This window comes from Oceanobacillus saliphilus (assembly GCF_023522835.1).
GTDB lineage: Bacteria > Bacillota > Bacilli > Bacillales > Amphibacillaceae > Oceanobacillus > Oceanobacillus saliphilus.
In genome coordinates, this window is record NZ_JALCZU010000002.1 from 552,187 (window position 1) to 579,183 (window position 26,997).

24 protein-coding genes are annotated in these 26,997 nt (G+C 39.5%); 11 read left to right on the plus strand and 13 right to left on the minus strand.

Annotated elements, in window-relative coordinates:
- Window positions 1-54: 54 nt before the first annotated feature.
- Window positions 55-816 (minus strand): esterase, encoded by a 762-nt coding sequence (gene yjfP, locus MN204_RS05830; RefSeq protein ID WP_249870131.1) that lies wholly within the window; start codon window positions 814-816, stop codon window positions 55-57.
- Between the two features lie 137 nt (window positions 817-953).
- Between yjfP and MN204_RS05835 the strand changes: the two genes are divergently transcribed.
- The 4 genes from MN204_RS05835 to MN204_RS05850 all read left to right on the plus strand — a co-directional run bounded on the left by MN204_RS05835 (window position 954) and on the right by MN204_RS05850 (window position 2,700).
- Window positions 954-1,790 carry a Cof-type HAD-IIB family hydrolase gene (locus tag MN204_RS05835; protein WP_249870132.1) on the plus strand — a complete coding sequence of 279 codons (837 nt, stop codon included), beginning with the start codon at window positions 954-956 and terminating at the stop codon, window positions 1,788-1,790.
- 133 nt (window positions 1,791-1,923) lie between these two features.
- Complete coding sequence (locus MN204_RS05840; RefSeq protein WP_249870133.1) at window positions 1,924-2,073, plus strand: hypothetical protein; 150 nt, start codon at window positions 1,924-1,926, stop codon at window positions 2,071-2,073.
- Window positions 2,074-2,268 (plus strand): DUF3813 family protein, encoded by a 195-nt coding sequence (locus MN204_RS05845; protein ID WP_249870134.1) that lies wholly within the window; start codon window positions 2,074-2,076, stop codon window positions 2,266-2,268. It abuts the gene before it with no gap.
- A gap of 168 nt (window positions 2,269-2,436) precedes the next feature.
- Window positions 2,437-2,700, plus strand: a complete 264-nt coding sequence (locus MN204_RS05850; RefSeq protein ID WP_249870135.1) for a NifU N-terminal domain-containing protein — start codon at window positions 2,437-2,439, stop codon at window positions 2,698-2,700.
- A gap of 153 nt (window positions 2,701-2,853) precedes the next feature.
- Here the strand turns inward: MN204_RS05850 and MN204_RS05855 are convergent, their stop codons facing one another.
- On the minus strand, window positions 2,854-3,282 hold the full coding sequence (locus MN204_RS05855) for a hypothetical protein (protein WP_249870136.1): 429 nt from the start codon (window positions 3,280-3,282) through the stop codon (window positions 2,854-2,856).
- Window positions 3,283-3,298: 16 nt separating this feature from the next.
- Window positions 3,299-4,141 (minus strand): YitT family protein, encoded by an 843-nt coding sequence (locus MN204_RS05860; RefSeq protein ID WP_249870137.1) that lies wholly within the window; start codon window positions 4,139-4,141, stop codon window positions 3,299-3,301.
- Window positions 4,142-4,250: 109 nt separating this feature from the next.
- On the opposite strand from MN204_RS05860, the gene MN204_RS05865 reads away from it, so the two are divergent.
- From MN204_RS05865 to MN204_RS05880, 4 genes are all read left to right on the plus strand, one after another.
- Complete coding sequence (locus MN204_RS05865; protein WP_249870138.1) at window positions 4,251-5,117, plus strand: DegV family protein; 867 nt, start codon at window positions 4,251-4,253, stop codon at window positions 5,115-5,117.
- A gap of 282 nt (window positions 5,118-5,399) precedes the next feature.
- Window positions 5,400-7,652, plus strand: coding sequence for a beta-propeller domain-containing protein (locus MN204_RS05870; protein WP_249870139.1), 2,253 nt, complete (start codon window positions 5,400-5,402; stop codon window positions 7,650-7,652).
- A 73-nt stretch (window positions 7,653-7,725) separates the two neighbouring features.
- Window positions 7,726-7,923: a YppF family protein gene (gene yppF, locus MN204_RS05875; protein WP_249870140.1), complete on the plus strand. Its 198-nt coding sequence runs from the start codon at window positions 7,726-7,728 to the stop codon at window positions 7,921-7,923.
- A gap of 96 nt (window positions 7,924-8,019) precedes the next feature.
- A complete protein-coding gene (locus MN204_RS05880) occupies window positions 8,020-8,892 on the plus strand; it encodes an SDR family oxidoreductase (protein WP_249870141.1) in 873 nt (290 codons plus the stop codon).
- A gap of 122 nt (window positions 8,893-9,014) precedes the next feature.
- Here the strand turns inward: MN204_RS05880 and MN204_RS05885 are convergent, their stop codons facing one another.
- The 7 genes from MN204_RS05885 to MN204_RS05915 form a co-directional block, all read right to left on the minus strand.
- On the minus strand, window positions 9,015-10,511 hold the full coding sequence (locus MN204_RS05885) for an alpha-amylase family glycosyl hydrolase (RefSeq protein ID WP_249870142.1): 1,497 nt from the start codon (window positions 10,509-10,511) through the stop codon (window positions 9,015-9,017).
- A 295-nt stretch (window positions 10,512-10,806) separates the two neighbouring features.
- Window positions 10,807-11,178 carry a YisL family protein gene (locus tag MN204_RS05890; RefSeq protein WP_249870143.1) on the minus strand — a complete coding sequence of 124 codons (372 nt, stop codon included), beginning with the start codon at window positions 11,176-11,178 and terminating at the stop codon, window positions 10,807-10,809.
- Window positions 11,179-11,443: 265 nt separating this feature from the next.
- The gene (locus MN204_RS05895; protein ID WP_249870144.1) at window positions 11,444-12,640 is read right to left on the minus strand and encodes a DUF418 domain-containing protein; all 1,197 of its coding nucleotides are present in this window, start codon (window positions 12,638-12,640) and stop codon (window positions 11,444-11,446) included.
- A gap of 186 nt (window positions 12,641-12,826) precedes the next feature.
- Window positions 12,827-16,558 carry a helicase-exonuclease AddAB subunit AddA gene (gene addA, locus MN204_RS05900; RefSeq protein ID WP_249870145.1) on the minus strand — a complete coding sequence of 1,244 codons (3,732 nt, stop codon included), beginning with the start codon at window positions 16,556-16,558 and terminating at the stop codon, window positions 12,827-12,829.
- Window positions 16,551-20,045: a helicase-exonuclease AddAB subunit AddB gene (addB, locus tag MN204_RS05905; RefSeq protein ID WP_249870146.1), complete on the minus strand. Its 3,495-nt coding sequence runs from the start codon at window positions 20,043-20,045 to the stop codon at window positions 16,551-16,553. The genes addA and addB overlap by 8 nt, the downstream gene beginning before the upstream one ends.
- 215 nt (window positions 20,046-20,260) lie before the next feature.
- A complete protein-coding gene (lepB, locus tag MN204_RS05910; protein WP_249870147.1) occupies window positions 20,261-20,812 on the minus strand; it encodes a signal peptidase I in 552 nt (183 codons plus the stop codon).
- A 55-nt stretch (window positions 20,813-20,867) separates the two neighbouring features.
- Window positions 20,868-21,524 (minus strand): TVP38/TMEM64 family protein, encoded by a 657-nt coding sequence (locus MN204_RS05915; protein ID WP_249870148.1) that lies wholly within the window; start codon window positions 21,522-21,524, stop codon window positions 20,868-20,870.
- 212 nt (window positions 21,525-21,736) lie between these two features.
- Here MN204_RS05915 and MN204_RS05920 point away from each other — a divergent pair, with 212 nt between their 5' ends.
- Entirely contained in the window at window positions 21,737-22,129 is a 393-nt protein-coding gene (locus MN204_RS05920; protein ID WP_249870149.1) for a YhjD family protein, read from the plus strand.
- Here the strand turns inward: MN204_RS05920 and MN204_RS05925 are convergent.
- The 3 genes from MN204_RS05925 to MN204_RS05935 form a co-directional block, all read right to left on the minus strand.
- Window positions 22,074-22,595 (minus strand): competence protein ComK, encoded by a 522-nt coding sequence (locus MN204_RS05925; protein WP_249870254.1) that lies wholly within the window; start codon window positions 22,593-22,595, stop codon window positions 22,074-22,076. The two genes, MN204_RS05920 and MN204_RS05925, sit on opposite strands and share 56 nt — an antisense overlap.
- 254 nt (window positions 22,596-22,849) lie before the next feature.
- Entirely contained in the window at window positions 22,850-23,845 is a 996-nt protein-coding gene (gene lplA, locus MN204_RS05930; RefSeq protein ID WP_249870150.1) for a lipoate--protein ligase, read from the minus strand.
- Window positions 23,846-23,932: 87 nt separating this feature from the next.
- On the minus strand, window positions 23,933-24,664 hold the full coding sequence (locus MN204_RS05935; RefSeq protein WP_249870151.1) for an MBL fold metallo-hydrolase: 732 nt from the start codon (window positions 24,662-24,664) through the stop codon (window positions 23,933-23,935).
- A gap of 112 nt (window positions 24,665-24,776) precedes the next feature.
- On the opposite strand from MN204_RS05935, the gene yhfH reads away from it, so the two are divergent.
- Together yhfH and pepF are read left to right on the plus strand one after the other, a co-directional pair.
- A complete protein-coding gene (gene yhfH, locus MN204_RS05940) occupies window positions 24,777-24,908 on the plus strand; it encodes a protein YhfH (RefSeq protein WP_249870152.1) in 132 nt (43 codons plus the stop codon).
- 273 nt (window positions 24,909-25,181) lie between these two features.
- Entirely contained in the window at window positions 25,182-26,996 is a 1,815-nt protein-coding gene (pepF, locus tag MN204_RS05945) for an oligoendopeptidase F (RefSeq protein WP_249870153.1), read from the plus strand.
- The last annotated feature ends 1 nt before the right edge of the window (window position 26,997 follow it).

The window sequence follows — 26,997 nt, forward strand, 5'->3', positions numbered from 1 at the left end:
TTAAACATAAATTATACTTTTATTAAATAATTTGTATTCAATTTACATAAGTTATTATAAATGTGTGTCAAACCACTTTACTGTTTCAAGTACAGCATAGCGGGTCACTTTATGGTCGGTGTTTGGTTCTTTAATAAAGCGAATGTTTTCTTTATTCGTATACAGTTCTATTGCCTCTTCGAAAAAAGTGTAGGAATGATCAAATGGGACAACGGAATCATTTTCACCATGCCAAAATAGTAAAGGCCGCTCATGAAGTTTTTCCGGTTGTAATGATAAATCCATTTCTTCCAGACGTTCATACATGCTTTCAATCATTTCATCGGTTACAGGAAGATTACCCATCTTCTTAAAGCTTTCGACTAATGTTTTAGCAAATGTAGTTATTTTTGGGGAACCCATCAGGATTGCTGCAGTTTTAATCCATGGGTACTGTGTAAGAGCTGCAGATGTTGTAATTCCTCCCATACTGGTTCCCGCCACTGCAAATCGTTCATCCAGAAGTAATTGGTTCTCATCGAGATAGTTTTTAATCATTTGCAGTTCTTGTACGTTTTGCATCACTATTTCCCAAAAGGAAATCTGTTTTTTTAACGTGGGAACGTCCGGCTCTCTTTCACCATGATACATACTGTCCGGCAAAATCACGCGGTAACCTTTCTCCGCTAACAAATATGCTAAGGGCAGGTTATGTTCTTTCGCACTAGTGAAACCATGATAAAAAGTAACTGTAGGAAGGGCTTGATCTTTTTTATCATTATCTAAGATGATTAAGCAAGGTATAGACTGTATTTTTTCCTTATATATTCCAATCATTCAGTTAGTCATCTCCTCAACTGTACATGTTACCTTCTATTTTAAATGTCTTGTCGGCTGACTGCAAACAATGTAGTTATATATTGCTTTACATATACAACAATAATTAATAAACTAAACAAAGATGGGGTGAATTTATGAAAAATGAAAAACATTTAATCGCATTAGATTTAGACGGTACATTATTAACAGATAATAAAGAAATTAGCAATCGGACAAAGCAGACCGTTTTAACTGCAATGAAGGAAGGACATGTTGTAGTAATTGCAACTGGCAGACCTCATCGGGCAAGTATCGACTATTATAAGGAACTTGGACTTAATACACCGATGGTCAATTTCAATGGCGCATTAATTCACCATCCAAGTGATCGGACATGGGATTTCGCCATGCATACTCCAATGCCAGTTAAAACCGCACATACCATTATCGACGCCTGTTATGAACTGAATGTAAATAATATACTTGCAGAAGTCATGGACGACGTATACCTTGATACTTTTGACAGGGATATTATTGATATTTTCCAGCAGACAAAAAATGAACCTCCCTTCATTATTGGAGATTTGAAACAAAAATTGACAGAGGACCCTACCTCTGTACTTATCCATCCAAAAGAAGATCATATTCACGAATTAAGAAGTCATTTGAATGATTTTCATGCTGAAATCATCGAGCACCGTAAATGGGGAGCTCCTTGGAATATCATTGAGATAATTAAAAAAGGAATGAATAAAGCTGTTGGACTTAAGAAGATTGCTGACTATTATAACATTCCACAGAATAGAGTCATTGCTTTTGGTGATGAGGACAATGATCTTGAAATGATTGATTATGCCGGAGTAGGTGTAGCAATGGGAAATGCAATCAGTGAACTTAAATCCATTTCCAAGCATCAAACCCTTACAAATCAGGAGGATGGCATTGGAATTTTCCTCGAGGAGTATTTGAATATCAAGGTAAAAACGGTATAATCACCATTTGTTACCTGCAATAAAAAAAGAAATCTGTTTCATACTATTAGTGAACGTAACCCACGTTCACTTTTGTTTTGCTTTACTTCAGCAACTGTTTGAGGAATTCTTATTCTCCAGGGAGGTTTTCGTCTTGGGCAAGCGGAGTAAATCAAAGCGTTTTAGTCATCAAGGTGCCACTGCGGTAAAAAAGCACGCAGAGATTTTCACCTACCGTTCCACATTAGCTGAAGCGGAACGCAAACAAGGTGAAGCTGATAATCATACTGTAGGAGGGTTTTAATTGCAAAATAACCTATTCGAAAGAGCCAGAGATGCCGTAACAAATATGATGAATATGCAAGGCCAAGCCAGCCAACAGGATCAGCAGGCTGCACAGAATGCGATCCAGTCAGCATATCAAGATGCTACGCCTGAAGAACGAAATCAATTGCAACAACTTGAACAACAGTTGAAACAGCATAACCAATTACAATAACCTGGAATGTTTCATGCGATCGCTGGATCATCGTTAAGATGAAAAGGGTTTGCCAAAAAAATGATCTTCTCTCGTCATATTATGCGATGGGAGATCATTTTTTTGCTTTTTAAAAATAAGCTTTTCTGATACTATATAGATAAGTATGTAGGATGAGGAGGAATATAAATGGGAATCCGCGTGGAAGCAACACCTAACCCGAATGCAATGAAATTTACAACAGATAAAGTAATCTTCGAAGGTACAAGCAGTGTTTCCGTTATGCCCGGCGATACAAGTGAATATGCAATCATGAACGATTTAATGAAAATTGAAGAAGTTGATAATGTTTTTGGATATCAAAACTTCATCACTGTCAATAAACAGTTTGATGCAGAATGGGATACACTAAGCCCTAAAGTATTAGAAGTATTTGAGCAACACGGATATTAATTTTTATATAAGTAGTAGGTGATGACGAATCGCACACCTCTTGGGAGGACTACTTCACGTTCTGAAGGCATCTTAAAAAGGGACAGAATGGAAAATTCATTCTGTCCCTTTTTTTATAACCTTTTTCGACAAAAATCAGGGAGTGACAGGCACCTATTCGCCGATATCGATTGGTATATAATTTGGGTTTACCATTTGATTATTTTCATCTTTTCCATAGAGCGTGATGATTGGGGTATCTTCTTTCCCTTCGATAATGACTGGCAGTTTTTCATTAATTTCAAATTTCACCCAGCCTCCTGGTGCCACTTCATTCAGTGGGATATTCTTTTCTTCCATTAAAACATCGTCACCTTGATCGATCACATAAAAAAACTGATCTGTAGTAGTGGATGCTTCACCAGTTAAAAGGAATTCTGCGCCCTCCACCTTTACATCAATGTTCTGAAACATAACCGAAGCAGCATTCTCTGTACCTACATTATCGTTATTATCTACTGCAGGACTGTTGTTGTTCCTATCGTTATCTCCACAGGCAGCGAGCATGAATAGTAGCACTACTATCATCATCATATATTTCATTTGTTTTCTCTCCTTATCAGTCACGTCTGAAAAATCCATATACACCAGCTGTCTCAATTATATTGGTGAATGCATTCGGATCAATTTCATGGATGATTTTCTCCAAATCATAAAGTTCGTAGCGCGTAATAACAAGATACATTAAGTTCTTATCCGCTTTCGTATATGCTCCCTTCGCAGGCAGAATTGTTATTCCACGCACCATTTTTTTGTGAATAGCTTGTTGTAATTCATCTGCTTTTAATGTAACAATCATGGCAGTAACTTTCTCATGTCTTGTATGAATGGCATCAATCACACGGGTCGATACATACAGCGTTAGCATCGTATAGAGCGCATTTTCCGGTTCATAAAAGACACCGGCAAGCACGATGATCACTGCATTCATAATTAAAAAGTAGTTCCCAATTGGCTTATCATTAAGACGGGATAAAATCATAGCCACAATATCCATCCCCCCTGTGGATGCACCGATTTTCAGTGACAGTCCTACAGCCACTCCAGCGATTACCCCACCAAACACAGCATTAAGCATAATATCATTTGAAAGAGCTATTACCGGAATAATTTGCAAAAATAGTGAAGTGAAGAATACGGAAATAATACTGTATATCGTAAAACCTTTCCCTACTTTGTACCAACCTATTAATAAAACAGGAATATTCAGCAGGAGCAATAATATTCCTGTACTAATATTAAATCCGATGAAGTCGTTGAACACACTGGCCATAAGCTGTGCTGCCCCTGTGAAACCACTGGCATACACATTCGCCCCAATCAGAAAGAAATTAAGGGAAATTGCATTTAACAACGCACCCAGAATGACAACGATGATTCGTTTTGCTTCCATCATAAACATGGAAAATACCTCCTTTACACATTTTTACTATTCTAACTATTACTTTGACTAAAATTCTAATTACCTTTAAACTGAATATAATAAAGTAAATTAGAATGCAGGTGATAAAATGACTATTAAAATTCTTGCTGATAGTGCAAGTGATTTGTCAAAGAAATATTATAACGAATATAACATTGAAATGGTACCATTAACTGTTCGTTTGGATGGTAAAGACTATCAGGATGGACAAACAATCGATCCAAAAACAGTGTACGATTCCATGAGAGATGGTCAGTCACCGAAAACGTCTCAAGTATCTCCTCAACTATTTGAAGCTGTTTTCACTAAATATGCAAAAGCAAACGAACCGCTCATTTACATTGCTTTTTCATCAGAACTTTCAGGAACATACCAGACTGCCAAAATGATGTTACAGGATGTTTTAGAGACTTATCCTGATGCCCCCATTCATATTATCGACTCAAAATGCGCATCCATTGGTTGTGGTCTTGTTGCCATTCACGCTGCAAAACTTGCCAAAAATGGGGCATCTGTTGAGGAAGTCATGGAAGCAGCCACCTATCAGGCAGCGCATATGGAACATATTTTTACCGTTGATGACCTCGAATACTTATATCGTGGAGGACGCGTCAGCAAAACAGCGGCATTTGTTGGTACATTGCTGAAAATTAAACCTTTGCTCCATGTGGAGGACGGCAAACTGATTCCACTGGAAAAAATACGCGGCGCAAAGAAAGTATTACAGCGTATGGTTGAGGTTATGGAAGAACGCGGCACTGATTTTAAAAATCAGACGATTGGGATCAGTCATGGTGATGCTCCCGAAAAAGCAGAACTTCTTGCTTCCATGATTAGCGAGAAATTTGGTGTCAATCAGGATGATATCATCATTGATATGGTCGGGGCAACTGTAGGCTCCCATGCTGGTCCCGGAACGATTGCTTTATTCTTCTCGAATAAACCAATAAAATAATAATTTAAGCCTGTTATCCTACTTCATATGGGACAGGCTTTTTTTAGTAGTTAAGAAAACAATAAGTACAACTAAGGCTTTCATCTTAAGACTTGTGACAACCAATTTTTCTATTGCAATTAATCCTGATCGTGATAAATCCAGTACGATATTCGGTTCCCCGAAACATGAACTCCATAACCTTTTTATTTTTTCCAACATTTTCATTTCAAATGTGTAACAATTTCATTTCATTCTCGTCTAAGTGATTAAACAATTATATTTTGAAGTGAGGTGTACGTATTGAAAAAAAGATTAATTTTTATTTGGATTGCAATCGTCGTTTTATTATCCTTAAGTACTTTGGTAACGATATCAGTAGCAAATAATCTGAAACCTGAAATAATGTCTGCTTCCAGCTATGCTTCCACATTTAAGGAATGGACAGTTCATTTCCCGGAAGAAATGGATCCCCATTCGTTTACAGCAGCGAATGTATCCGTAGTTGATGAGAATGGAAAAACCATTGCTGCAGCCATGGTTTGGAATGAAACCAATACGATTTTGACGATAAAAGCTCCTGAAAACGGTTATAACGCAAATGAGAAATACAGCATTAACATATCAGAAAACGTCCAGACGAAAAATGGAAAACATCTTTCCAATCCATTCAGCCATTCTTTCGTCGCTGTCTCTGATTTGCAACGCATCGAAAACCATGAACAGCTGCTTACGTTAATGAAGGAACGTACAGAAACTACAGACAAATCATTCCGCCTGTTCGACGTCCAAGAAGAATCATCCGATATGTCTTTAACTACATCAGATTCAGCTGTTGGTGAGGGCAGCAATGGCTTTTCAGGTACGAACAATCAAGTGTCAGGCATTGATGAAGGAAATACAATAAAAACGGATGGAGAGTTTATATACTTTTCGCGCGACAATGATATTATCATCGTTTCTTCCCAGGAACCGAATAGTCAGGTGATTGGTAAAATTGAAGAAGATAATTTTCACACAATGGAAATTTATTTGAAGGATAATCTTCTTATCAGTTTAGGCTATAGCTATGAAACCCTAAGAGAGATGGAACAGTCCAGCGACTCAGACGAGGCTGAAGGGTTGGATATTGAGATTTACCCTCCTATTTCGCAGAACCTATCGGCAAGAATCTATGATCTTTCTGACAAAACGAAGCCGGTAAAAATCAGGGAAGTATCGATCGAAGGTGATTTGACTGCTTCCAGACTGTTTGGAAATCATCTTTATTTGATTGCCAATCAATATCCTCACTACCGAATTATGGAGGATTCAGAAATGGATATGAGGCCATTTAAGAAGGATACTGCCAAAAGTGAATCAGGAGAATCCGTGTCCTATGAGGATATGTACTTTTTTCCTGACAGCAGTGACACAAATTATCTTATCCTCGCTTCCATCGATCTAACTGATATGGAAAAAGAAGCCGACATCAAGACATATTTAGGTGCATCCAACCATGTATATATGTCCCCAAACCATTTATATCTTGCAATGAATAAATATAACGAGGCCAGTTCTCATTCAACCAACAGTACGAATGGCTCTGCCGAGATTATGATTGCAGAACCAATGGAAGTGGATACTGAAATTTTCCAGTTTCATATAGACAACGGGAATATTGAATACCATAAATCGGTAATTGTTAACGGCTCATTGATCAATCAATTTGCAATGGACGAAAGAAACGAAACATTCCGGGTGGCCACAACCAAGGGAGGAATGTGGAATTCTGATGTCCCTTCGACGAATAACTTATATACCTATGATTTAGATCTCCATCCACTCGGTTCTGTGGAAAATCTTGCTGAAGGCGAACAGATTTTCAGCGTTCGATTTATGGATAATGTCGCATATATGGTTACCTTTGAACAGATTGATCCATTATTTGTCATCGATCTGGAAGACCCGGAAAAACCGACTGTGCTAGGAGAATTGAAAATTCCCGGGTTCAGTAATTATTTACATCCACTGGACGAAAACCATGTTATCGGATTCGGACAGAATACGAAACTCATCCAGAATGGAAATCGTACGGAACCCCAAGTACGTACTGACGGATTAAAAATTTCACTTTTTGATGTTAGTGATCCTGCAAACCCAGTTGAAAAAGACAATGAGATAATTGGCAGGGCTGGGTCCTACAGTGAACTGAACTATAACCATAAAGTATTGTTCAAGCATCCTGACAGTAATCTTTTCGGTTTTCCGGCTGTATTATACGAAACTAAAATCGTAACGCAGGGAGATGCCACCTATGAAGATCAATCCTTTGTGTATGAAGGTGCCTTCCTTTACGATATTACGACCGAAAACGGGATTAACCTATATGACACCATTTCACATCAGCCTACAAGTCAACAGGATTATCCTGATTTCGAATCAGAAATCAAGCGCATTGTATCCATTGGAGATTCTATCTATACGTTTTCCAATAATCAATACAGCATCTACAACCTTGATAGCAATAGCATTGTAAAGACAGTCGATTTACCGCCACAAAAACATCGTTATTAGAAAAATTGAATGAATATTCCTCCTCCATCATATGATTATATAGCTACTATTAAACTTATGATGGAGGTTTTCTATGCTTAATGAACTATTGGACGCCTTTGAAATGGAGCACAAATTTGCACCACAAACCATTGACAATCTATTGGATTATTATCAAAAGAAATATATAAACGGAGAAATCGATATAAAAACATATCAAAACATTTACAGCTGTCTTCATGAAAAAGGTGCCGTGTCCGCTCATGAATCTTCTCTATTGGAAAAGTCCTGAATGAGGGCTTTTTCTTTTTTGCCTTTTGTTCCTCGGTGATTGATTTTCTATAATTCGGGTACATTGTTACTAAACAATCTTCGAGGAGGTAATTTTATGGAGATGGAAAATTCCAATGGTACACAGACACCACCAGCACAAGCACAACATAAACAGCCTGGAATTGAATCAAAAATGATTCCTGAACCTACGTATATTCGTAAAAGCTATAAGGGCAGTGCTAAATTAACAGATAAAGTCGCTATCATTACTGGTGGTGACAGTGGAATAGGAAGATCTGTCAGTCTTCATTTCGCCAAGGAAGGTGCTGACATTGCCATTCTTTACTTGGATGAACATGACGATGCAAATGAGACGAAGAGGCTTGTAGAAAATGAAGGACGAAAATGCATTTTGATCAATGGTGATATCGGAAATCAACCCTTCTGTGAAGCAGCTGTTACAGAAGTTCTTGATACATTTGGAAAAGTGGATATTCTCGTGAATAACGCGGGAGAACAGCACCCACAGGACAGCTTCATGGATATAACGAGCGAACAATTGGAAAAGACATTCCGGACGAATATTTTCAGCATGTTCTACCTAACGAAGGCAGTATTGCCAAACTTGAAGGAAGGAAGCAGCATTATAAATACCACTTCCATCACAGCATATAAGGGTAATCCACAGCTAATTGATTATTCTTCCACGAAAGGTGCCATCACTTCATTTACAAGATCCCTTTCCGGTGAACTTGTGGAAAAAGGAATTCGTGTTAATGGTGTAGCACCAGGACCAATCTGGACCCCATTGATTCCAGCTTCTTTCGATAAAGAAAAAGTTGATGAATTTGGAGCCAATTCTCCAATGAAACGACCTGGTCAGCCAGCGGAATTAGGACCAGCATATGTCTATCTTGCCAGTGAAGATTCGAGCTATGTCACAGGACAGGTAATCCATGTCAATGGAGGAACTATTGTTAATGGATAATCATTTATGAACATTGGCTGTCTGTCACCAAGTCTTCGGTGACAGTCCAACCCCCGATGCCATGTTGGATTCCTATCTGTAAAAACAAGAAGACTCTCCGATTGTCGGAGAGCCTCCTTGTTTTATTGCATATTTCGTTCCTTCTGTTTCCTACTCAGGTAAATGATTCCACCGATAAATAGAATGAAGACAGTACTTACAAATCCGATAAAGAGCCAGTTTAGACCTCCATCCTCCTGTATGGTGTATACTTCCGCAGATTCACGAGGTAATCCTATTCTATAATCGCCATTTGCATTTTCCCTTACAAGATTATCCCCAAGATAGCCTCTCAACTGCATTCCTGACTCGATATCGCTAATGTCAACATAGGCTGACTCACTTCCATTATTAATGGCAATATACATCGTCTCATCATCCAATGTACGCTTAAATACACTCATAGCTCCAGATGAGCCGACTAAGTTAAAATCACCGTGCTGCAAGACAGGAAATTGCGTTCTTAATGATGAAATACGATTATGGAATTCCTTTAATTCCGGTTCACCACTATTAAATAGTACAAGCCGCTGGACTTCCTCAGGGGTAGCCCCATACATCGGTAGTTCCGAACCTTGTGTGAGTACTGGTGTTCCAGGTGTCGTGTACATGTAGGTCAATGCCAAGGTCCATGTAGTGAGAGAATTCCTCTGATTTTCGGAGTATGTCTGAGTGAACCGTGGTGTGTAGAAATCATCCATATATAATAAGCCGCTTTGATTGGATAGAGTTAACCACGTTTCATAAATTTCCGATACAGAATTATCAGGCGCTGCAAAAACCTCTGTCATGGACTCACTTAATGTCATACTTTCAAAAGCATCCAATTCTGTTTCTGCCAATAGCTCTTCACTATTTTCATCCGTAACAAGGAAATCTCCAAGCAAGTAAAATTCCGGGTTGATACCTTTTATATGGCTAGTGAAATTCCTTAGAAAATCAATCGTCGACTGATCCACGGCGTGAAGTGTGAATCCATCTAAATTGATCTCATTCATCCAGTATTGGGCGACGTCTATTAGATAGGCCTCTACTTCCGGATGATCAACATTCAACTGAACCGTATTTTCAGTCCATGCCGGATCTGTAATTTCCTGTTCCATAATCCAGTCCTCTGTTTCAGGATTTTCAGCTATCGGATGGGTATCCGCAACATAATTGGTTACAAATTCCATCACTACTTTCATATCTCGATGATGTGCTTCTTCCACCAACGTATGCAAATCTTCCATTGTCCCAAACTGTTCTTCCATACTATAAAAATCTTCGATCCAGTATCCATGGTAACCGTTATCAGCATTTGCCATCAAAGGAGATAATGAAATCGTTGTGACTCCTATTTCCTGCAACGAATCAAGCTTGGTTATTATACCTTGTATGTCGCCACCATGATATGCATATGGATTATCTGTATCTACTGCCACATCTATACGCGAATCTCCATTATTGTACCTATCCACCATGATATTATATATAATTTCTTCCTTCAGTGCCCGCTCACTGTTTGCGGATACGGTAGGAAGAAACGATGTAAAAGCCATCGATAAAATTGCAATAAGCATAAAAGCTGTTCTTTTCATATATATCCTCCACCAATCTATGTAATCACTCTCATTTAATTATTAACGATTAGCACGAATAGTCAATGTCAAAGTCCGTATTGTTGAAAAGACTTCACATGTTGAGCAAAGTCCGAGGAGTGAAAACTGCAACGATCCATTGGAGATGTTGTACGGTTCGGACCTCGGCCGGCACATCCCTTCTGCTATTTATCCTCTGGCTGATAATTCAGCCTGAAACCCTCCTGGACTATCGTCACGCGTAGGCTAGAAAAAAAAAGACTGCCTCGTGTTCTGAGGCAATCCTATCACCATATTATAAATGAATACCCATTGGCAAGCGGACAAACCCGAGCACCAATACGATAACTAACGCAATCCAAAACTGAACCCAAAGACCTTTCGTCGGCTTGCCCTTGCCCATTTTGACAAGAATCATTTCCATAGCAGCAATGATCCAGATACCTACAAGACCTTTTGTGATAGCTTCAGCAAGAATCGGCATGCCACTGTTTTGAATGTAATCCCAGAGCAAGTCTATTCCTGTATAAAGTGTAAACAAGTAAACAAGACGCAGTATCATATGTATGATCTTTGCCGGCTTCGCTTTTCCCTGCCTTTGCATCACGATTGCAACTATAAACAGAATAAACCCCAAAACCCAAGCCGTTATGTGCATATGTGTCATCTATGTAGCCCCCCCTTTTTTTCAATGATTCATATAATTTGTTTCGAAACACCAGCTAGTGTGCCAGTCTAAGTTGTAGATAAGTTTTATATATGACCTATCTGTTAAAAATTGTCTATACGTATCATAACATGTAATAAAAAATTATTCATACTTAACCACCCATATGTAAAGAAAAAATTACCTATATTCCTGACCACTATATATGGATACTTTACTTAGGAACGATACCTCCCTTCACAATTTCTCTCCTCCCCCCATCCATTCATTCGTGCCCACTCCTTTGTAGAGTTTTTTTACGGAAAGGCTGCATCTTGTTATATGTTAGGCTCCTCCATATCCATTCCACTGGTCCGAACCGAAATCTGGTAAACCACCATTTGCTAAAAAATACCTGTACAGTAAAAATAACTACTGCAAGAGCAATTCCTGTTGCCGGTCGGATGGATCCATACAAACCAAAACCAACGCCATAGAAAAGGATAAAGCTAATAACAGATTGCAAGAGATAATTCGTCAATGCCATTCTTCCTACAGGGATAAACGGCCGAATCAGCTTTGATCCCATCCCGCTTTTTGCAAGAAATGTAATCGAAACAATATAAAAAAGTGCAGAGGCAGTACCACCAATATTATCCTGCATATAGGAGAACCAGATTGGATTGCCAAATAAATAAGGCCCCCATTTAAAAGTAAGAAATACGATAAGAGAAACCACCCAAACTTTCTTTAATACTGCTTGATGTTTTTCAGGCTCATGTAGCCAGCGTTTACGTGCAATATACATACCGAATAAAAATAAAGGAAGCAATACAGCAGTCAGAAACAAGTATCCCAGCCCACTGTTGGCATACGTCCAATCACTGTAATTTTGTGACCAAATGACGAGCATACTAGTGCTTTGATAATTTTCCATGGCCTGTGCAATAATCGCCTCATTATATCCACCCAAGTAATGACGTGTGTGGTACATTGCAAGAGACAGCAAGCCAACACTTCCCACGAGAAACAATGCACCCCAAATTAGGAGATACGAATCACGTAGCTTTAGAAACAGCAGCAATAGCAAACCAATCAGTCCATATGATAATAAAATGTCTCCATGCCAGATGACAAACGCATGTACCATTCCAAAACCTATAAGAATGATCAGTCTTCTGACCAAGAAAGAATAAACATCTATCTTTCGTTCGACAAGCCGGTCTTTGAGTAGTTGAATTCCAAAACCGAATAATATCGAAAATAGCGTATAGAAGCTCGCTTGGAAGAAGATATCCATAAAAGCTTGAGTAAAGCGATCAACAGGGGAATTCCATGCTTCCAACGCTCCTCCATGTATAAAATAAGGAGCTGAAAAAGCTGTAATATTAACAATGAAAATACCAAACACAGCAAACCCTCTTGCTGCATCAATCCAGACAAGTCTCTTATTCTCATTTGTCGGTGTTACTTCAATATTCACGATTTCTCTCCTTCCCAAAATCAGCCAATATATATCGTTATATTTTACATTTTTGGTGATTATTTTTTGGAGTTTGTTTCCCTATAGTAACAAGAACAAGAAAAATTATGAAGTGAACTGTAAAAAACACCCTAAGACAATAAATAACCAGCTCTTCGATTAGAAAGCTGGTTATTCATTATATTATCAGGCTGACGGAACTTTAAGCAATAATTGTTTGGAGAAGAAATATAGATAGGTCTCTTTTACAGGTTGTTTCCATATTTCTTCTAAAGCCTGTCTGTATAGAGACATTTGTGTTTCGTATCTAGTTACGAGTTGTGTGCGAACACTCTCTGTAACGTCCTTGGCAATGGTATCGGTCTTATAGTCGAGAATAATCCACCCATCATCTTTCGGTATAAGACAATCGATTACACCTTGAATGAGAACTTGTTCATCTGTCTCACTTTTCCAATTGGCATATACTTTACTTGCAGGCAACGTTAAACTGAAAGGTACTTCACGATAGATGGTGGAACTCTCCATGATTAACTTGGCAATATCACTATGGAAAAACTGCTCAATCGCTTCACTGTTTACGATATCTGCTTCCACTCTCGTCAAAATTTCTTTATCTGCAAGAACTTCCACGTATTCTTCAATTTCCTGTTTCGTTAAAGGTTTATCCATCGGCAAATGCTGCATGACAGTATGCATGGCTGTCCCTTTCTCCGCTGGCGTAACCTTTTTCTCTGTCTGCATGAAATTAGGCCGCTTGACAATGGGAGCTTTAAACGATTGAACAAGTTGGTCATCACTATATTCATCCTTGATTTCACGCTGACGCTTTAATTCCGTGACAGTCTGTTTTGCTCTGGAACTCGCTGCTTGATTATATGGGTAATGGTAAGATAACCGTTTTCCAACGAATTCCTGAAGTTCTTCATCTTCCACTTCCACCGGTTGCCAATTTATAATTTTTTCCTTCAACTGCATGTTCATTTCCTGTGTTGTTTCTTCCAGATTTGTAAGTTCACTGGCATGAATAATGGAGACTTCCCATCTGGATGGGTCAGCCTGGATCTCATTCATTACCGCATCACCTATTTCTTCCGTTCGAAGCCCTTTTGCCTCCTTGTGACGGATAAGCGCAGGGCCAACCCAATCCAAATATGTTTTCGACTCCATTCGGAAATGAGCGGGAAGAACCCATTCGGAATGGTCAATCATTTTCTGCCACTTTTGCAGCTTTTTCTCTAAAGAAGCTACCGTTCCAACCATAATCAGCTTTTCTTTCGCCCTCGTCAATGCCACATACAATACCCGCATTTCCTCAGCGAGAAGCTCTCTTAACTTTTCTTGCTGAAGGGCATGGTAAAATAATGTCGGATAGGTGATACGTTTAATCGGATCAATATATTTACTGGCAAAGCCCATGTCTTTATGCAGCAAATACTTCTGTCTCAGGTCCTGTTGATTGAATTGCTTATCCATCGCTCCCATAATAACGACCGGGAATTCAAGTCCTTTACTTTTATGGATGGTCATAATCCGGACTACGTCTTCCTGCTCACTTAGCGCTCTCGCAGAACCTAAATCGTCCCCCCGCTCCTCCATTCTTTCAATAAACCGAAGAAAGCGGAATAGTCCCCGAAACGATGTTGTCTCATAGCCGCGGGCGCGATCATAGAGGGCACGCAAATTAGCCTGCCGCTGACGTCCACCCGGCATTCCACCGACAAAATCATAATAGCCTGTTTCCCTGTAAATATCCCAGATTAACTCCGATAGTGCACCTTGTCTGGATGCCATTCGAAATTGCCCGAGCTGTTCAAGAAACTGTTTCAACTTTTCTGCGGTACTGTCTGAATTTAGTTGTTCATACGTCACGGCTGCCTCGTAAAATGAATGCTGCTTATCTGCCAGACGTATGGAAGCAAGCTCATCCTCATTTAAACCGACAATTGGAGATTTTAATACAGATGCCAGTGGAATATCTTGTCTAGGATTATCGATCACCTTAAGAAGACTGATCATTACCTTTACTTCGATTGCTTCAAAATATCCGGTTGAAAGCTCGGCATAGACGGGAATTCCCTGTTTTTTCAGTTCATCGGCAATCGTTGCTGCCCATGTCATGGAACGCATCAGGATGACAATGTCACGGTATTGCAAGTCACGCTGGCCCTGGGTTTCCTTGTCCACAATCTTCATTGGAACGTTTCCTTCCCCAAGCCCGATCCATGTTTTTATTTTTTCAGCATATGCCCGTGCTTCAAGCTGTGCTTTTTCCAAATCCTGAAAATTCTCTTCTCCGGTGGATGTATCTTCCTTCTCCTCGGCTGCTTCCCGATCGATAATGAGAAGTTCAGGATATGGCTTATCGTAAGGCATCTCATCATACATCTTATTGCCATAAATCAACTCAGCATCTGAATCATAGTCAATTTCTCCAAGCTCTTCGTCGAGAATCTGCCTAAAAATGTAATTGGCACCAGTGAGAACCTGCTCCCTGCTTCGGAAATTACGCGCGAGATCTATTCGTTTTGCAATTTCATCGTTATTTGCAAAACGTTTATATTTGTCAATGAAAAGTGTTGGTTCTGCATGTCGGAAACGGTAAATACTCTGTTTAACGTCCCCTACCATGAACATGTTTCCTGCACCTGTTCTGTCACTGATTAATGTAAGAATCGTTTCTTGAACAAGATTTGTATCCTGATACTCGTCAACCAATACTTCACTGAACTGCTTTTTAAACTGCATGGCTACCGGTGATGGAATGATATTGTCTTTTGTTGATGACTCATCAACAAGCAATTGCAGGCACAAATGCTCTAAGTCTGAAAAGTCTACAAGTGCCTTTTCCCGTTTATACTCGGTAAATCGCTCCTTAAACTGTTTAACGAGTTCTGTTAGTTTTTTAATGATTGGCGCCATTTCCTGCATATCTTCAATGTGACTCGTCAAATTCCTGTTGAACCATTTACTTTTCATGCCATCCCAGCGATCTTTGTAACTTTTCCTCAGGTTTTTAACCTTTTCTTTCTTTAAATCATCACAATCCACCCGTTTCCCGGAAAGTTTCCCAAACGAACTGGATACCATATAAGATTGCAGTTCATCCCAAGAGCCGATATGCGAAAGTGCATTTCTCAGGAGTAGCATATCCGAATCAATCGTGTCAGCGTAATGGTATGGACCATCATTTTCCTTTGTTATAGCCAGAGCGAGCTCCATCTCTTGTTCGATCGCTTCAAACTGGTTTTTCACTTCCTGCTTAATCATTGTCAGCCATGGTAAATCTGTATCCTTCCAATCATCCGGTAGTTGATACACTTCAGCAAGCTGATCAAGCCATTGATCGGGCCACGGATTTTGTGTTGCAAATGTGTATAAGTCCATAATCAGATTCTCTACTTCCAGGTCACTTCGATCATTGGAAAAACGATCCACTACTGCAAAAAATGACTCCTGGTTTCCCGTCTCATCTCCGTACCATTCTTCAAATAAATCGTCTAGTACTTCCTGCTTTATTAAATCGCCTTCCATATCATTGGCAATTCGAAAAGATGGGTCTATATCGATCATATATGCATACTTTCTCACTATATCAAGACAGAAGGAGTGCAAGGTGGAAATCGATGCTCGTTGCAATAATGAGAGCTGTTTTTTCAAATGCATCGATGCTGGGTTTTCTGCGAGTGCTTTTTCTAGAGCAACTCCTACACGATTTCGCATTTCCTGTGCAGCAGCATTTGTAAATGTAACGACGAGCAATGAGTCAATATCGACCGGTTTCTGATTCGATAACAGCTTTTGGATAATTCTTTCTACAAGTACTGCGGTTTTTCCGGACCCCGCTGCAGCTGCGACGAGAATATCGCTGCCATCGGAATAAATCGCATCTTCCTGTTCCTTTGTCCAATTAACCATCTGCATTGCCCTCCTCTCTAAGTTTCGATAGAATGTCATCATCCTTCATATCAGCCAGTTTGCGATAGTTGTTTTCCTCTAAAACTGGATCAAACTGACATACAGAATGAAACGGGCAGAACGTGCATGCATTATTCTGCTTATGCTGATAAGGATTCAGTTGCACTCCTCCATTTGTCATATCAATACCTGCATTCGTGATTAATTTGTGAATGTGGTTTTGCAGTGTTGCAAATGTTTCATTATCAGCAACTTTTGAATAGCTGTTGAACCCTCCATTTTTCTTGAGTCCTGCTGGAACAATTTGACTTGTACCCGTATCAAGCGATATATCCATCATTTTTACGATTTCTTCATTGGATAACAGGAGACCTTGCATTTTATATTTTTTGAAAAGCTCCTCTTCGATTTCATCGTCACTCATTTTCCGCTTTCCTGAAATCATCGGGTTGTGAACATGGAAATAAAGGACCCCTGCTGGTGAAGCTTTCGAACCGAGCCATTGCTCTGAGTGGGTCAATACTACATCAAGGTATGACAGCATTTGAAGTGCCAATCCGTAATAGACTTCAATTAAGTTCAAGCCTCTGGCACTTGATTTATAATCGATTATTCTCAAGTACAGTGCGTCCTCAATTAATGCCTTGTCCACGCGGTCAATTCTTCCCCGCAATAAAAGCTCATACCCATTTGGCAGCTGCATGCTTAATGGCGGCAGTTGTTCATTTTCACCGAAACCAAGCTCCAGTCCAACAGGCGAAAAATTGCTTTGCCTTGCCTGTTCACTTAAAATAAATGTCGCTCTTGCAATAATCTCTTGTAATTTCTGCTGGATATACTTATATCGGTTCGAACTGCGTAATATTTGGTGCTGCAGAACAGGCGCAAGCGTATGTACCGCTTTTTGGGCATAGTTACTCGCATCCTTTTTGCTTAGCTGTGCAAAATCTTTTCCTTCTACCTGAATCCATTCTGTAATTGTTTTTAATGCTTCATGAAAAAGCTGCCCAATATCCGGTGCATCAAGCTTATACGTTTGACGTTCATTCAATTTCAGACTATATTTCGCAAAGTGCTGATACGAACATTTATAATAGGATTCCAATCGGCTGACACTTGCTTTCACTTGTTGCGGATAAAGCTGCTCAACCGTTTTTGTTGCCAGATTGATTGGCCTGTTTTCATAATACAGACTTTGCAATATAGTATAGGTCGTACTGTATTTCGGCTGGTTTTCAACATACCAGTTGTATACTTCCCACCAAACCGCTCTCACCGGATAACCTTTACGGATTCTCGCCAATTGAGCGGTCAGCGCAGACCTCGTTTTCACTGGTGTCGTGATGAACCGCTCTGCTTCCACAAGCTCATCCGGATCTTGGAGCAATACATGGTCACTACAGGCAGGAAATAAGTTCTCCACGCGCTTAATAAGCTGTGAAGGCATTTTCGCCTTTCCTTCTTCATCACTTAATGGATAACTGATTCTCAATTTGTCTTCTGCGACTGTGAATGCTAGGTACATATAAAACCAATCATCCAGCAGCTGACGTTTCCCGCTGTCTGCAAGCCTTATGCCATTTCCTGCGAGAATCTCCCTTTCCTCTTCATTGATCATACCATCTGCAGGCGGCTTCATTGGCCAAATGCCATCATTGACCCCAAGTAAAAAGGCACATTTGACGCCACTCATTCGTGATCGGTCAATCGTTCCAACAATGACATGGTCCATACTCGGCGGGACATGGGCAAATTTCAGTGTTTCAAATCCTGCATCCAATGTGGAATGAAAAGTTGATAATTTCATTTCTTCTTCCCCAGCCATTTCAACCATTTCATCTAACAGCTGGATAACAGCACTCCATACTTGATCCTGTTCTCTGCCTTTTTCAACCTGTCCGTTGTCATCATAGAGCTCTCTTACTTTTTCCAGACGCTGTGGAACATTCAAATTTTCAAGCAGCGTATACACGGCGATACATAATTGTTTTATCGTTGTTGCATTTCTGATTTGCTCATCAAATGGTTTTAACGCTCTCGTAACCTGCCGACGATATTTATTGATTCGTTTCTGCGTTTCTCTTTCGGAATTGGTTTGGGCTGCATTTTCAAATCCTCTAAATCTTTGAAACTTCCATTCTTCATCATCAAACCATCGTTCACGGGAGCGGACCCCGTATTCAAGTACATAATTTTCCAATTCATCAATGGCATCACTTGTCAAAGGATCCATCTCGTCTGTTTCTGGTATAAAACCAGTTTTCAGGACGCGGAAAACTGCGTCATAGCGCCAGTTCCCTTCCACTACGTCCAATACAGACCGAATAAACTCAATCAATGAATGATTAAGCATTGTCCGCTTCTCATCAATAAATACCGGAATATCATGGTCATCAAAAATGGTGTGGATCAGGTCATGATACACATCTGTCTGCCTAATGAAGATAGCGATATCTTGAAAACGGTACTGTTCTTCTCTAACCATTCGCAAAATTTCCTGGGCAGCACCCTCAACTTCTGCTCGCGGGTGGACCGCCTCAGCGATTTTAATCGGTACTTCCCCTTGAAATTCCGGAGATGGTCTCACATCAAAGTTTTGTTCCAAATGAGCGAAATATGGGCGATCGCGGAATCTCCCTCTAGCCGGTTCAAGAACAATTGTGTCACGGATGGAGACACTATTTTCATTAGCAATTTGTTTCAGAATATGGTAGGTTTCAGTCGTCTGATAAAATAGATCAAGTTCCGAGATTTCTTCGTCCGGATCGTCCAGAGTCAGTGCCACAGTAACTGAATGACACGTATTCATCAGCGCTTCCACAACGATGAGTTCTTTAGGCGTGAAACTGTGAAATCCATCCAAGTAAATATCCGCATCCTGCAGTAGAGCAGAATCGCCTATTTTTTCTGCAAGCAACTGAAGCTGATCTTCAGCATCAATGTAGTTTTCCTTCAGCACTGTCACCATTTTTTCATAAATATACAATAAATCATCAAGCTTATTCATCAATGCCGTTTCACCCGGCGATTTATGCACAGATTGATTCAAATGCTCCATCTGCAACCGAAGCACGTCAGGTGTAACCTGATAACGTTTGAATTCTGTCATCATTGTCTCCAGCTGATTCAAAAACCCTTGTTTTTCCACAGCCTTCTGGAAGACTCGCCAATCTCCCTGCTTTTCTTCGATAATCTTTCGCAGCATCATCTGGATACCAACGGAACTGATAAACTGTCTCGTACCTCCACCAGTCTCCTGCAATATCCTCCACGCCAGTCTAGAAAAACTAACCACCTGTGCTCTGATGCTTCCCTTTATATGCTCATCATTAAATAATGCGAATTCCTGTTGGAATGTCATTTGATCTGGCACAATATAGAAAATCGGTGAACCTTGAGGGTTTTGAATTAATTTTTCTTTTATTTCATCGAGAGTTCGCCCACTTTTTCCTGTACCTGATCTTCCCGTAATAAATCGAAGTCCCATTGTTGTTTAGCCCCCATATCTTGTGTTCTATTAGAAAACTAGGCATGCACCTAAGCCTTTTGGGCGGATGCCTTAGTTGCACGTATGCAAGTAAGAATGTTTATATTTTTTTACTTGCCAAAAAATAGAGCTTCTATCTATTTTACCAAAGATAGAAGCTCTATTATAGAGAGGATGTTCAAAAAGTCTGGTAAAATCCTCCATTTGAAAGATAGCTATTTGCCAAAACTCAGTTTTGTCTGTGATAGTGGCCAATACGTAACGTCTACTTTCCCTACAAGCTGATCTGTTGAAATAAACCCGAATGATCTACTGTCCAGGCTATCTTGGCGGTTATCGCCCATTACAAAGAGCTTACCTTCTGGCACCACATTTTCACCCGTTGTTTCTTCCAATGTGAAATTATTGGTGAATGGCCTGGAATCGCTCGCTTGTACATATGCATCAAGAAAGTCCTCCTTCACATAGTCACCATTCACATACAATTGGTCATTTTTGTATTCAATCCGGTCACCAGGCAATCCGATTACCCGCTTCACATAATCATCCTCCTCATTTGCATGAAAAACGATGACATCAAAACGATCGACACCTTTTAAATCGTAAACAATTTTATTTACCATCAGCAAATTACCATCATATAATGTCGGTTCCATAGATTCACCGTCAACAACATAACTTGCAAAAATGGTTGAGCGTAATATTATCGCAAGTACAACTGCAAGTATGACGATGGGGATAAGTCTACGATAATTATATTTTTTCATTGTATCTTCCTCCAGGGCTGTTATCTACTCTTATAATACCCAGGAGGAAGATGTTTTAATCTTTCTTCATATTTGGATAGTTCTTATTTACTACCTTTTTTTGCAATCTTTTTTCAAGAAACTTTCCTAACATCCAAAAAAGGACGATACCGACTCCTACCAAGATGGTTTTAAGCGGACTCTTTGCGAATTCCATTATGCTTGACCCTATATAGGCTATCGAAAAAATCATCACCGTTTTACCTAGCAAAACGGCTAGAATGAATTGATACGTATTTACTCTTGATAATCCCGCCACAACATTGATAATTGCAGATGGCGAGAACGGAAAGCACAGAAGCAGGAATAAAGGGCCAAACCCATGACGCTCCACCCACACAGTGATACGTTTCACCTGCTTATTTCCTTGAACCTTTTTAAGCATTTTTGTGTTACCAAGTTTACGGATCACCAAAAACACAACAATTGCTCCACTGCTTGCCCCAATCCAGGAAAAAAGAAACCCTTCCAATAATCCGTATGCCGCTGCATTTGCCAAAACAAATACGATTAATGGCAAAAAAGGCAGAAATGCTTCTATGAATGGTAATAAAATGCCCGGCAAAGGTCCGAGCCCTTCATACTTGTTCAATAGCTGCTGAATAAACTCTTCCATTCCTTCTTCTTCAAGGATGGTTCTCCAATTAAAAAAAGTGATGTTTAGTAGATACATTTAGATGAATTCTCCTCATATATGTGAACGGCTTTATGATCTTATTATTTATATTTTAAAGTAATCGGTCTAAATAACATAATTTTAACAATTTAAGTGGCCACTTTCTTTTTATTGTTCTCCAATTATATTTTATTAGTGTATTTTTATTTACTTTGTCATATAATAAGAAATACTGGAACAAACGTTCTATTACGAAAGGAGTGATCATCATGCGCTATCTAACAGACGAAGAATTGGAATTGGCTTCACGGTTCCTATTCCTGTCCATGGCAATGGTCGTCATCAGACAGGATATCAGTAATGTTCAGAATGGTGCATTTAAAATTAAAGAACCTTACATGAGTCTTTTAGGGAAAATGGCATCGGAAGCGTCCTTTGAACGAAGGGAATTAAAAGGGAAGATGAGGGAAAAAAACATGCAGATTGTCCAATTGAATAAAAATGATTCTTTCTCATCTTTTCTCTTTATCTGTCAGGGCAGGGAAGAGAAGCGAAATTACTTTAATCCTGCTATCCGTAAAAAGGTGGAAGCCATTGTACAGGAGCTTATGTGGAAGGCTCAGCAACCATATCAACAGGCAGATGCTGGTGCAAAAACCTAATCCGATTATCTAATAAGTACCGGAACTGTGCCGTCCGCTGCAGCTGATTAAGCATGGAGCCATACGAGATATCAACGATAACTCTCCTGCCATTTTTAAATAGAACTTCTGTCTGCTGGTCTGGTGCTCTTCCGACTTTATCGATATGTGAATGCGCAATCCAGGAACATTTATGACTTGTTGGTGAAGTAGTTGGAAAAAAGTACATTCCACTTGAGGGGTCAATGGAGATGGGAGCTTTATGTGTGATACCGCTGATGTCTTTTGTTCCATCCTGCCTGCCCTTAAGGCTCGCCCCGAAAAATCGGCAGGCATCATCAATAACTTTTGTTGGGTTTCCATCCAGAACATATTCTGCATCTTCCTCCAGAACACGGGTTACCTGATCCCCATTCACATCACAATCTGCGATAACCGCCATTGTGAAAGGTGTTATTTCATGCGAAGTAAAATAATAATTTTTCATCAATGTTAATCTTCCTCCCAAAGAAAAACAAAAAGAAAGTGGCTTACGTACAAATTTAGCACATTACTAGGTAAAATGGTACATTTAAACAAAATTTTTAGAAAAAATTAACATTTCGTTTATTATTAATTTGGCGAACGCTTGGCCTCAGCTATCAATGATTTAAGATTGATTTTCATCCTATTTTTCAGAAATGATACAACAAGCGACTTTCTAACCAAATGAAAAGCCCACTACTAGTGGGCCCCCGATGGTTAATACAAAAGATTGATAAAATCTTCTTTTGAAATTCTGCCAAGGTAATGTGAAACATCAAAATCTTCCAGTACATCTTCAATTGCTTTACGTTGGTGACGGACACCTATTAACCTGTTTTCAAGCTCATTAACATTACCAATCCCAAAGAAGTCACCATAGATTTTGCAGTTCTCGATTATTCCTTTTTTAACGTCTAGCCGAACATCTACTAGACCTGCATCAAATTTATGTGTTTCCTGTACGTTGAATGCTGGCGATTTACCAAAATTCCATTCCCAATTCTGATAACGGTTTTTAGAAATTTTATGGATTTTCTCCCAGTCATCATCTGTCAATACATATTCTGGAACATCTTTTAAATCCTCCACATCGAATACATGTTTCAGGATTATTTCTTTAAACTGTTCCATCGTAATTTTTTCTTCAAAAAATTCAGAAATATTCGCCACACGACTGCGAATCGATTTAATTCCTTTTGATTCAATCTTGATTTTCTTGACTTTCAAAGCTTTTGTCAGTTCTTCCAGTTCGGAATTAAACATCAGTGTACCATGGCTGAACATACGACCTTTAGTAGAGAACATTGCATTACCGGAAATCTTGCGTCCTTGAACAGCAAGATCGTTTCTTCCCTGCATCTCGGCAGGTACTCCCAGTTTATTCATGGCATCAACCATAGGCTGTGTAAACTTGGCAAAGTTCTGGAAGCTGTTGCCGTCATCTTTTGTAATAAAACTGAAGTTAAGATTTTGCTCATCATGGTAGACTGCACCGCCACCTGATAGACGACGTACTACTTTAATTCCCTTTTCATCTACATAATCTGTATTGATCTCTTCGACCGTATTTTGATTCCGACCAATGATAATAGACGGTTTATTAATATAGAATAATAAATATGTATCTTTTTCACCAAAATTTTCTAGAATATATTCTTCGATAGCCAGATTTACCATTGGATCTGTGATACCTTTATTGTCAATAAACTTCATTATAATGGATCCTCCCTTAATCTATCTTCCTACAGAATAAGTTTAATGCAAAAAATCAAAGTTATCAAAGGAAATAGCTTAATCGGACTAGTTCTCCCAAACAAGTCCCTCTTGAGCCAATCTGATCGTACCCTTAAAGTATTCTGCTGCTTCTTCAGCCAATTGATCAAGCTCACCATATTGTGGCAAGTGGCTAAGAATCAAGGTCTCTACCCCTGCATCCCGAGCTATCTTTGCTCCTTCTTCACTGTTCATATGGCCAGCATTGGAGCCGTCCTGACCAGCATAATAGTTACAGTCCGTAATCAATAGGTTCGCATTTTCAGCAAACCTGCTCCATTCATCCTTATAGCTCGTATCTGCTGTATAGACAATAACACTTTCTCCGTCTGTGATTCGCATACCATAACATGGAACTGGATGAACCGTTTCAAGAAATTGGATAGTAAAGGGACCTACTTGCAACTCCTGTTCCGGGTTATAAGGTAGCGCCTTTGTATACTGGTGGTTCAATGTTTCAAATTCCTTTTCGTCCTTCGTATGGCCATATATCGGCAGGACTTTTTCAGAACCTTTTACATAGTACTCAATAAGTTTGGCATATTGAAGCACGCCAATGTCTGCCACATGATCATGATGATAATGGGAAACTACGACAGCATCCAGCTCGGCAAGTTCTTTGTATTTTTGTAATTTGGATAACGACCCACTTCCCGCATCGATGAGTAAAGAGAAGTTATTCTTTTCAATCAAATAGGAAGAAGTGGCTCCATCCCTTGCAGGATAACCTCCCCAGAATCCAATGACAGTCAATTTCATAATAAATCACTCCTATTTTATAAAAATGTTGTAAAACAGTATTGACAATTTACATGCTGTTATAATACAATGTTAGTAACATCAAATAAGCCATTCTAAGAGGAGGATACACATGATCAGTGTAATTGAGTTTTTCAGAAATATGCCTAAAAAGAAATGTTCACAATGTGGTGAAGACATGGTACATGAAAAAGCTGATTGCTACGGCAATATCTGTGACGAATGTGACCATCCTGCAAGATAACTGGAATACCTGATACGTTAAAACGTGTAAAGACTCCTACTTGAAAAAATACCTTAAGAAGACGTTCAAAATGTCTGGTGAAATTTTCATCCTCCTTTTTGAACATAGACTTTAATCAAACTGTACTACAACAAAATATTTTTTTCTAGCTGCAGCTATTAATATAGCTGCAGTTTTTGTGTTACATAATCAGAAAGTTCTATTATTCTGTTTATTTTTATATTATAATTACTACTTAGAGCTACGAAATATAGTTGATAAAGGAGCTTGTATATGTCAATCACTAAAACCTCAAGATGGAGCCGTTCAGATGTACCCGAGGAACAAACATGGGATTTAACGGATTTATTCCCTGATGATACAGCCTGGAATCAGGAACTTGTCAACATACAGGAAGCCGTAAGCGAAGTTACTGACTATAAAGGAAAATTAACTTCCGATTCTGCTACTTTATTTCTGGCTTTTAAAAAATTGGAAGCATATCAACAGCGCGTTATTCGTGTAGCTGTTTATGCAAACCTACGTTCAAGCGCTGATGGATCAGATCCCGATAATCAGAGAGATTCTTCTATGGTTTCTCAAGCAATGGCTGCCATTAGTGCGAAACTATCCTTCTTCCAAACTGAATTACTCACGCTTTCTGAGGAAACGATTGAACAGTTCCTTCATGAGCAGCCTGAATTGAAAAACTACCGGAAGATGCTGGAAGATTTAATGGAAGATAAATCTCATACGCTATCGCCTGAAATTGAAGAAACACTGGCAGCACTTAGCCAAGTACATAATGCACCCTATATGATTTTTCAAAGGAGCCAGAGTTCGGATATGGCGTTCGAATCCATTAAAAATCCAGAAGGTGTGGAACTTCCAATGTCTCAAGCTTTGTATGAGGATCGTTATGAATTCTCCGCAGACACAAATACACGACGGGCTGCATACGATTCTTTCACAAAAACATTAAACCAATACAAAAACACATATGCTGCAACGTATGCAACAGAAGTAACGAAACAGATAACGATGTCAAAACTGCGTAACTATGAATCGGTTACCGATATGTTATTAGCACCACAGCAGGTCACAAAAGAAATGTATCATAATCAATTGGATGTTATCCAAAACGAACTCGCACCACATATGCGACGTTTTTCCAAGCTGAAAAAGGAAAAGCTCGGCCTCGATGATATTCGTTACTGTGATTTGAAAGCACCACTCGATCCGGAATACAATCCAAAAATGACCTATGAAGACGCGTCAGCAACCATTGTGGAAGCTTTGAAGGTTATGGGTCCTGAATATACAGAAATCATGAGGGAAGGTCTCGCCAATCGCTGGATCGACCGGTCTGATAATATCGGTAAAGCAAACGGTGCTTTCTGCTCTAGTCCTTACGGCGTACATCCATACATTTTAATCACTTGGACCGATACGATGCGCGGTGCATTTGTACTGGCCCACGAACTTGGGCATGCAGGGCATTTCTATCTTGCTGGTAAAAATCAATCACTTATGAATACCCGACCATCTACTTACTTTATTGAAGCACCATCAACATTAAATGAGCTATTATTGGCAGAGCATTTGATGAAAAATACAGATGACGTTCGCATGAAACGCTGGGTCATTACACAGTTACTTGGAACTTACCATCACAACTTTGTTACGCATTTACTGGAAGGCGAATACCAGCGCCGTGTCTATAACCTGGCAGAACAAGGAGTTCCGCTGACAGCGAATGTATTATGTAGAGAAAAACAGGAAGCACTTGAAAAATTCTGGGGTGATGAAGTCACTTTTGATGAAGGAGCAGGTCTCACATGGATGCGTCAACAGCATTACTATATGGGCCTATATCCATACACCTACTCAGCGGGACTCACAGTTTCCACAGCAGTAGCGCAAAAAATCAAAGAAGAAGGCCAATCGGCAGTCGACAGCTGGCTTGACGTTCTAAGAGCAGGCGGTACACAAAAACCGCTCGATTTGATAAAACAGGCTGGCGTGGATATGTCCAAACCAGACGCAATTAAAGTAGCAGTAGATTACGTTGGATCTCTCGTTGATGAACTGATTGAGAGTTACAAATAGT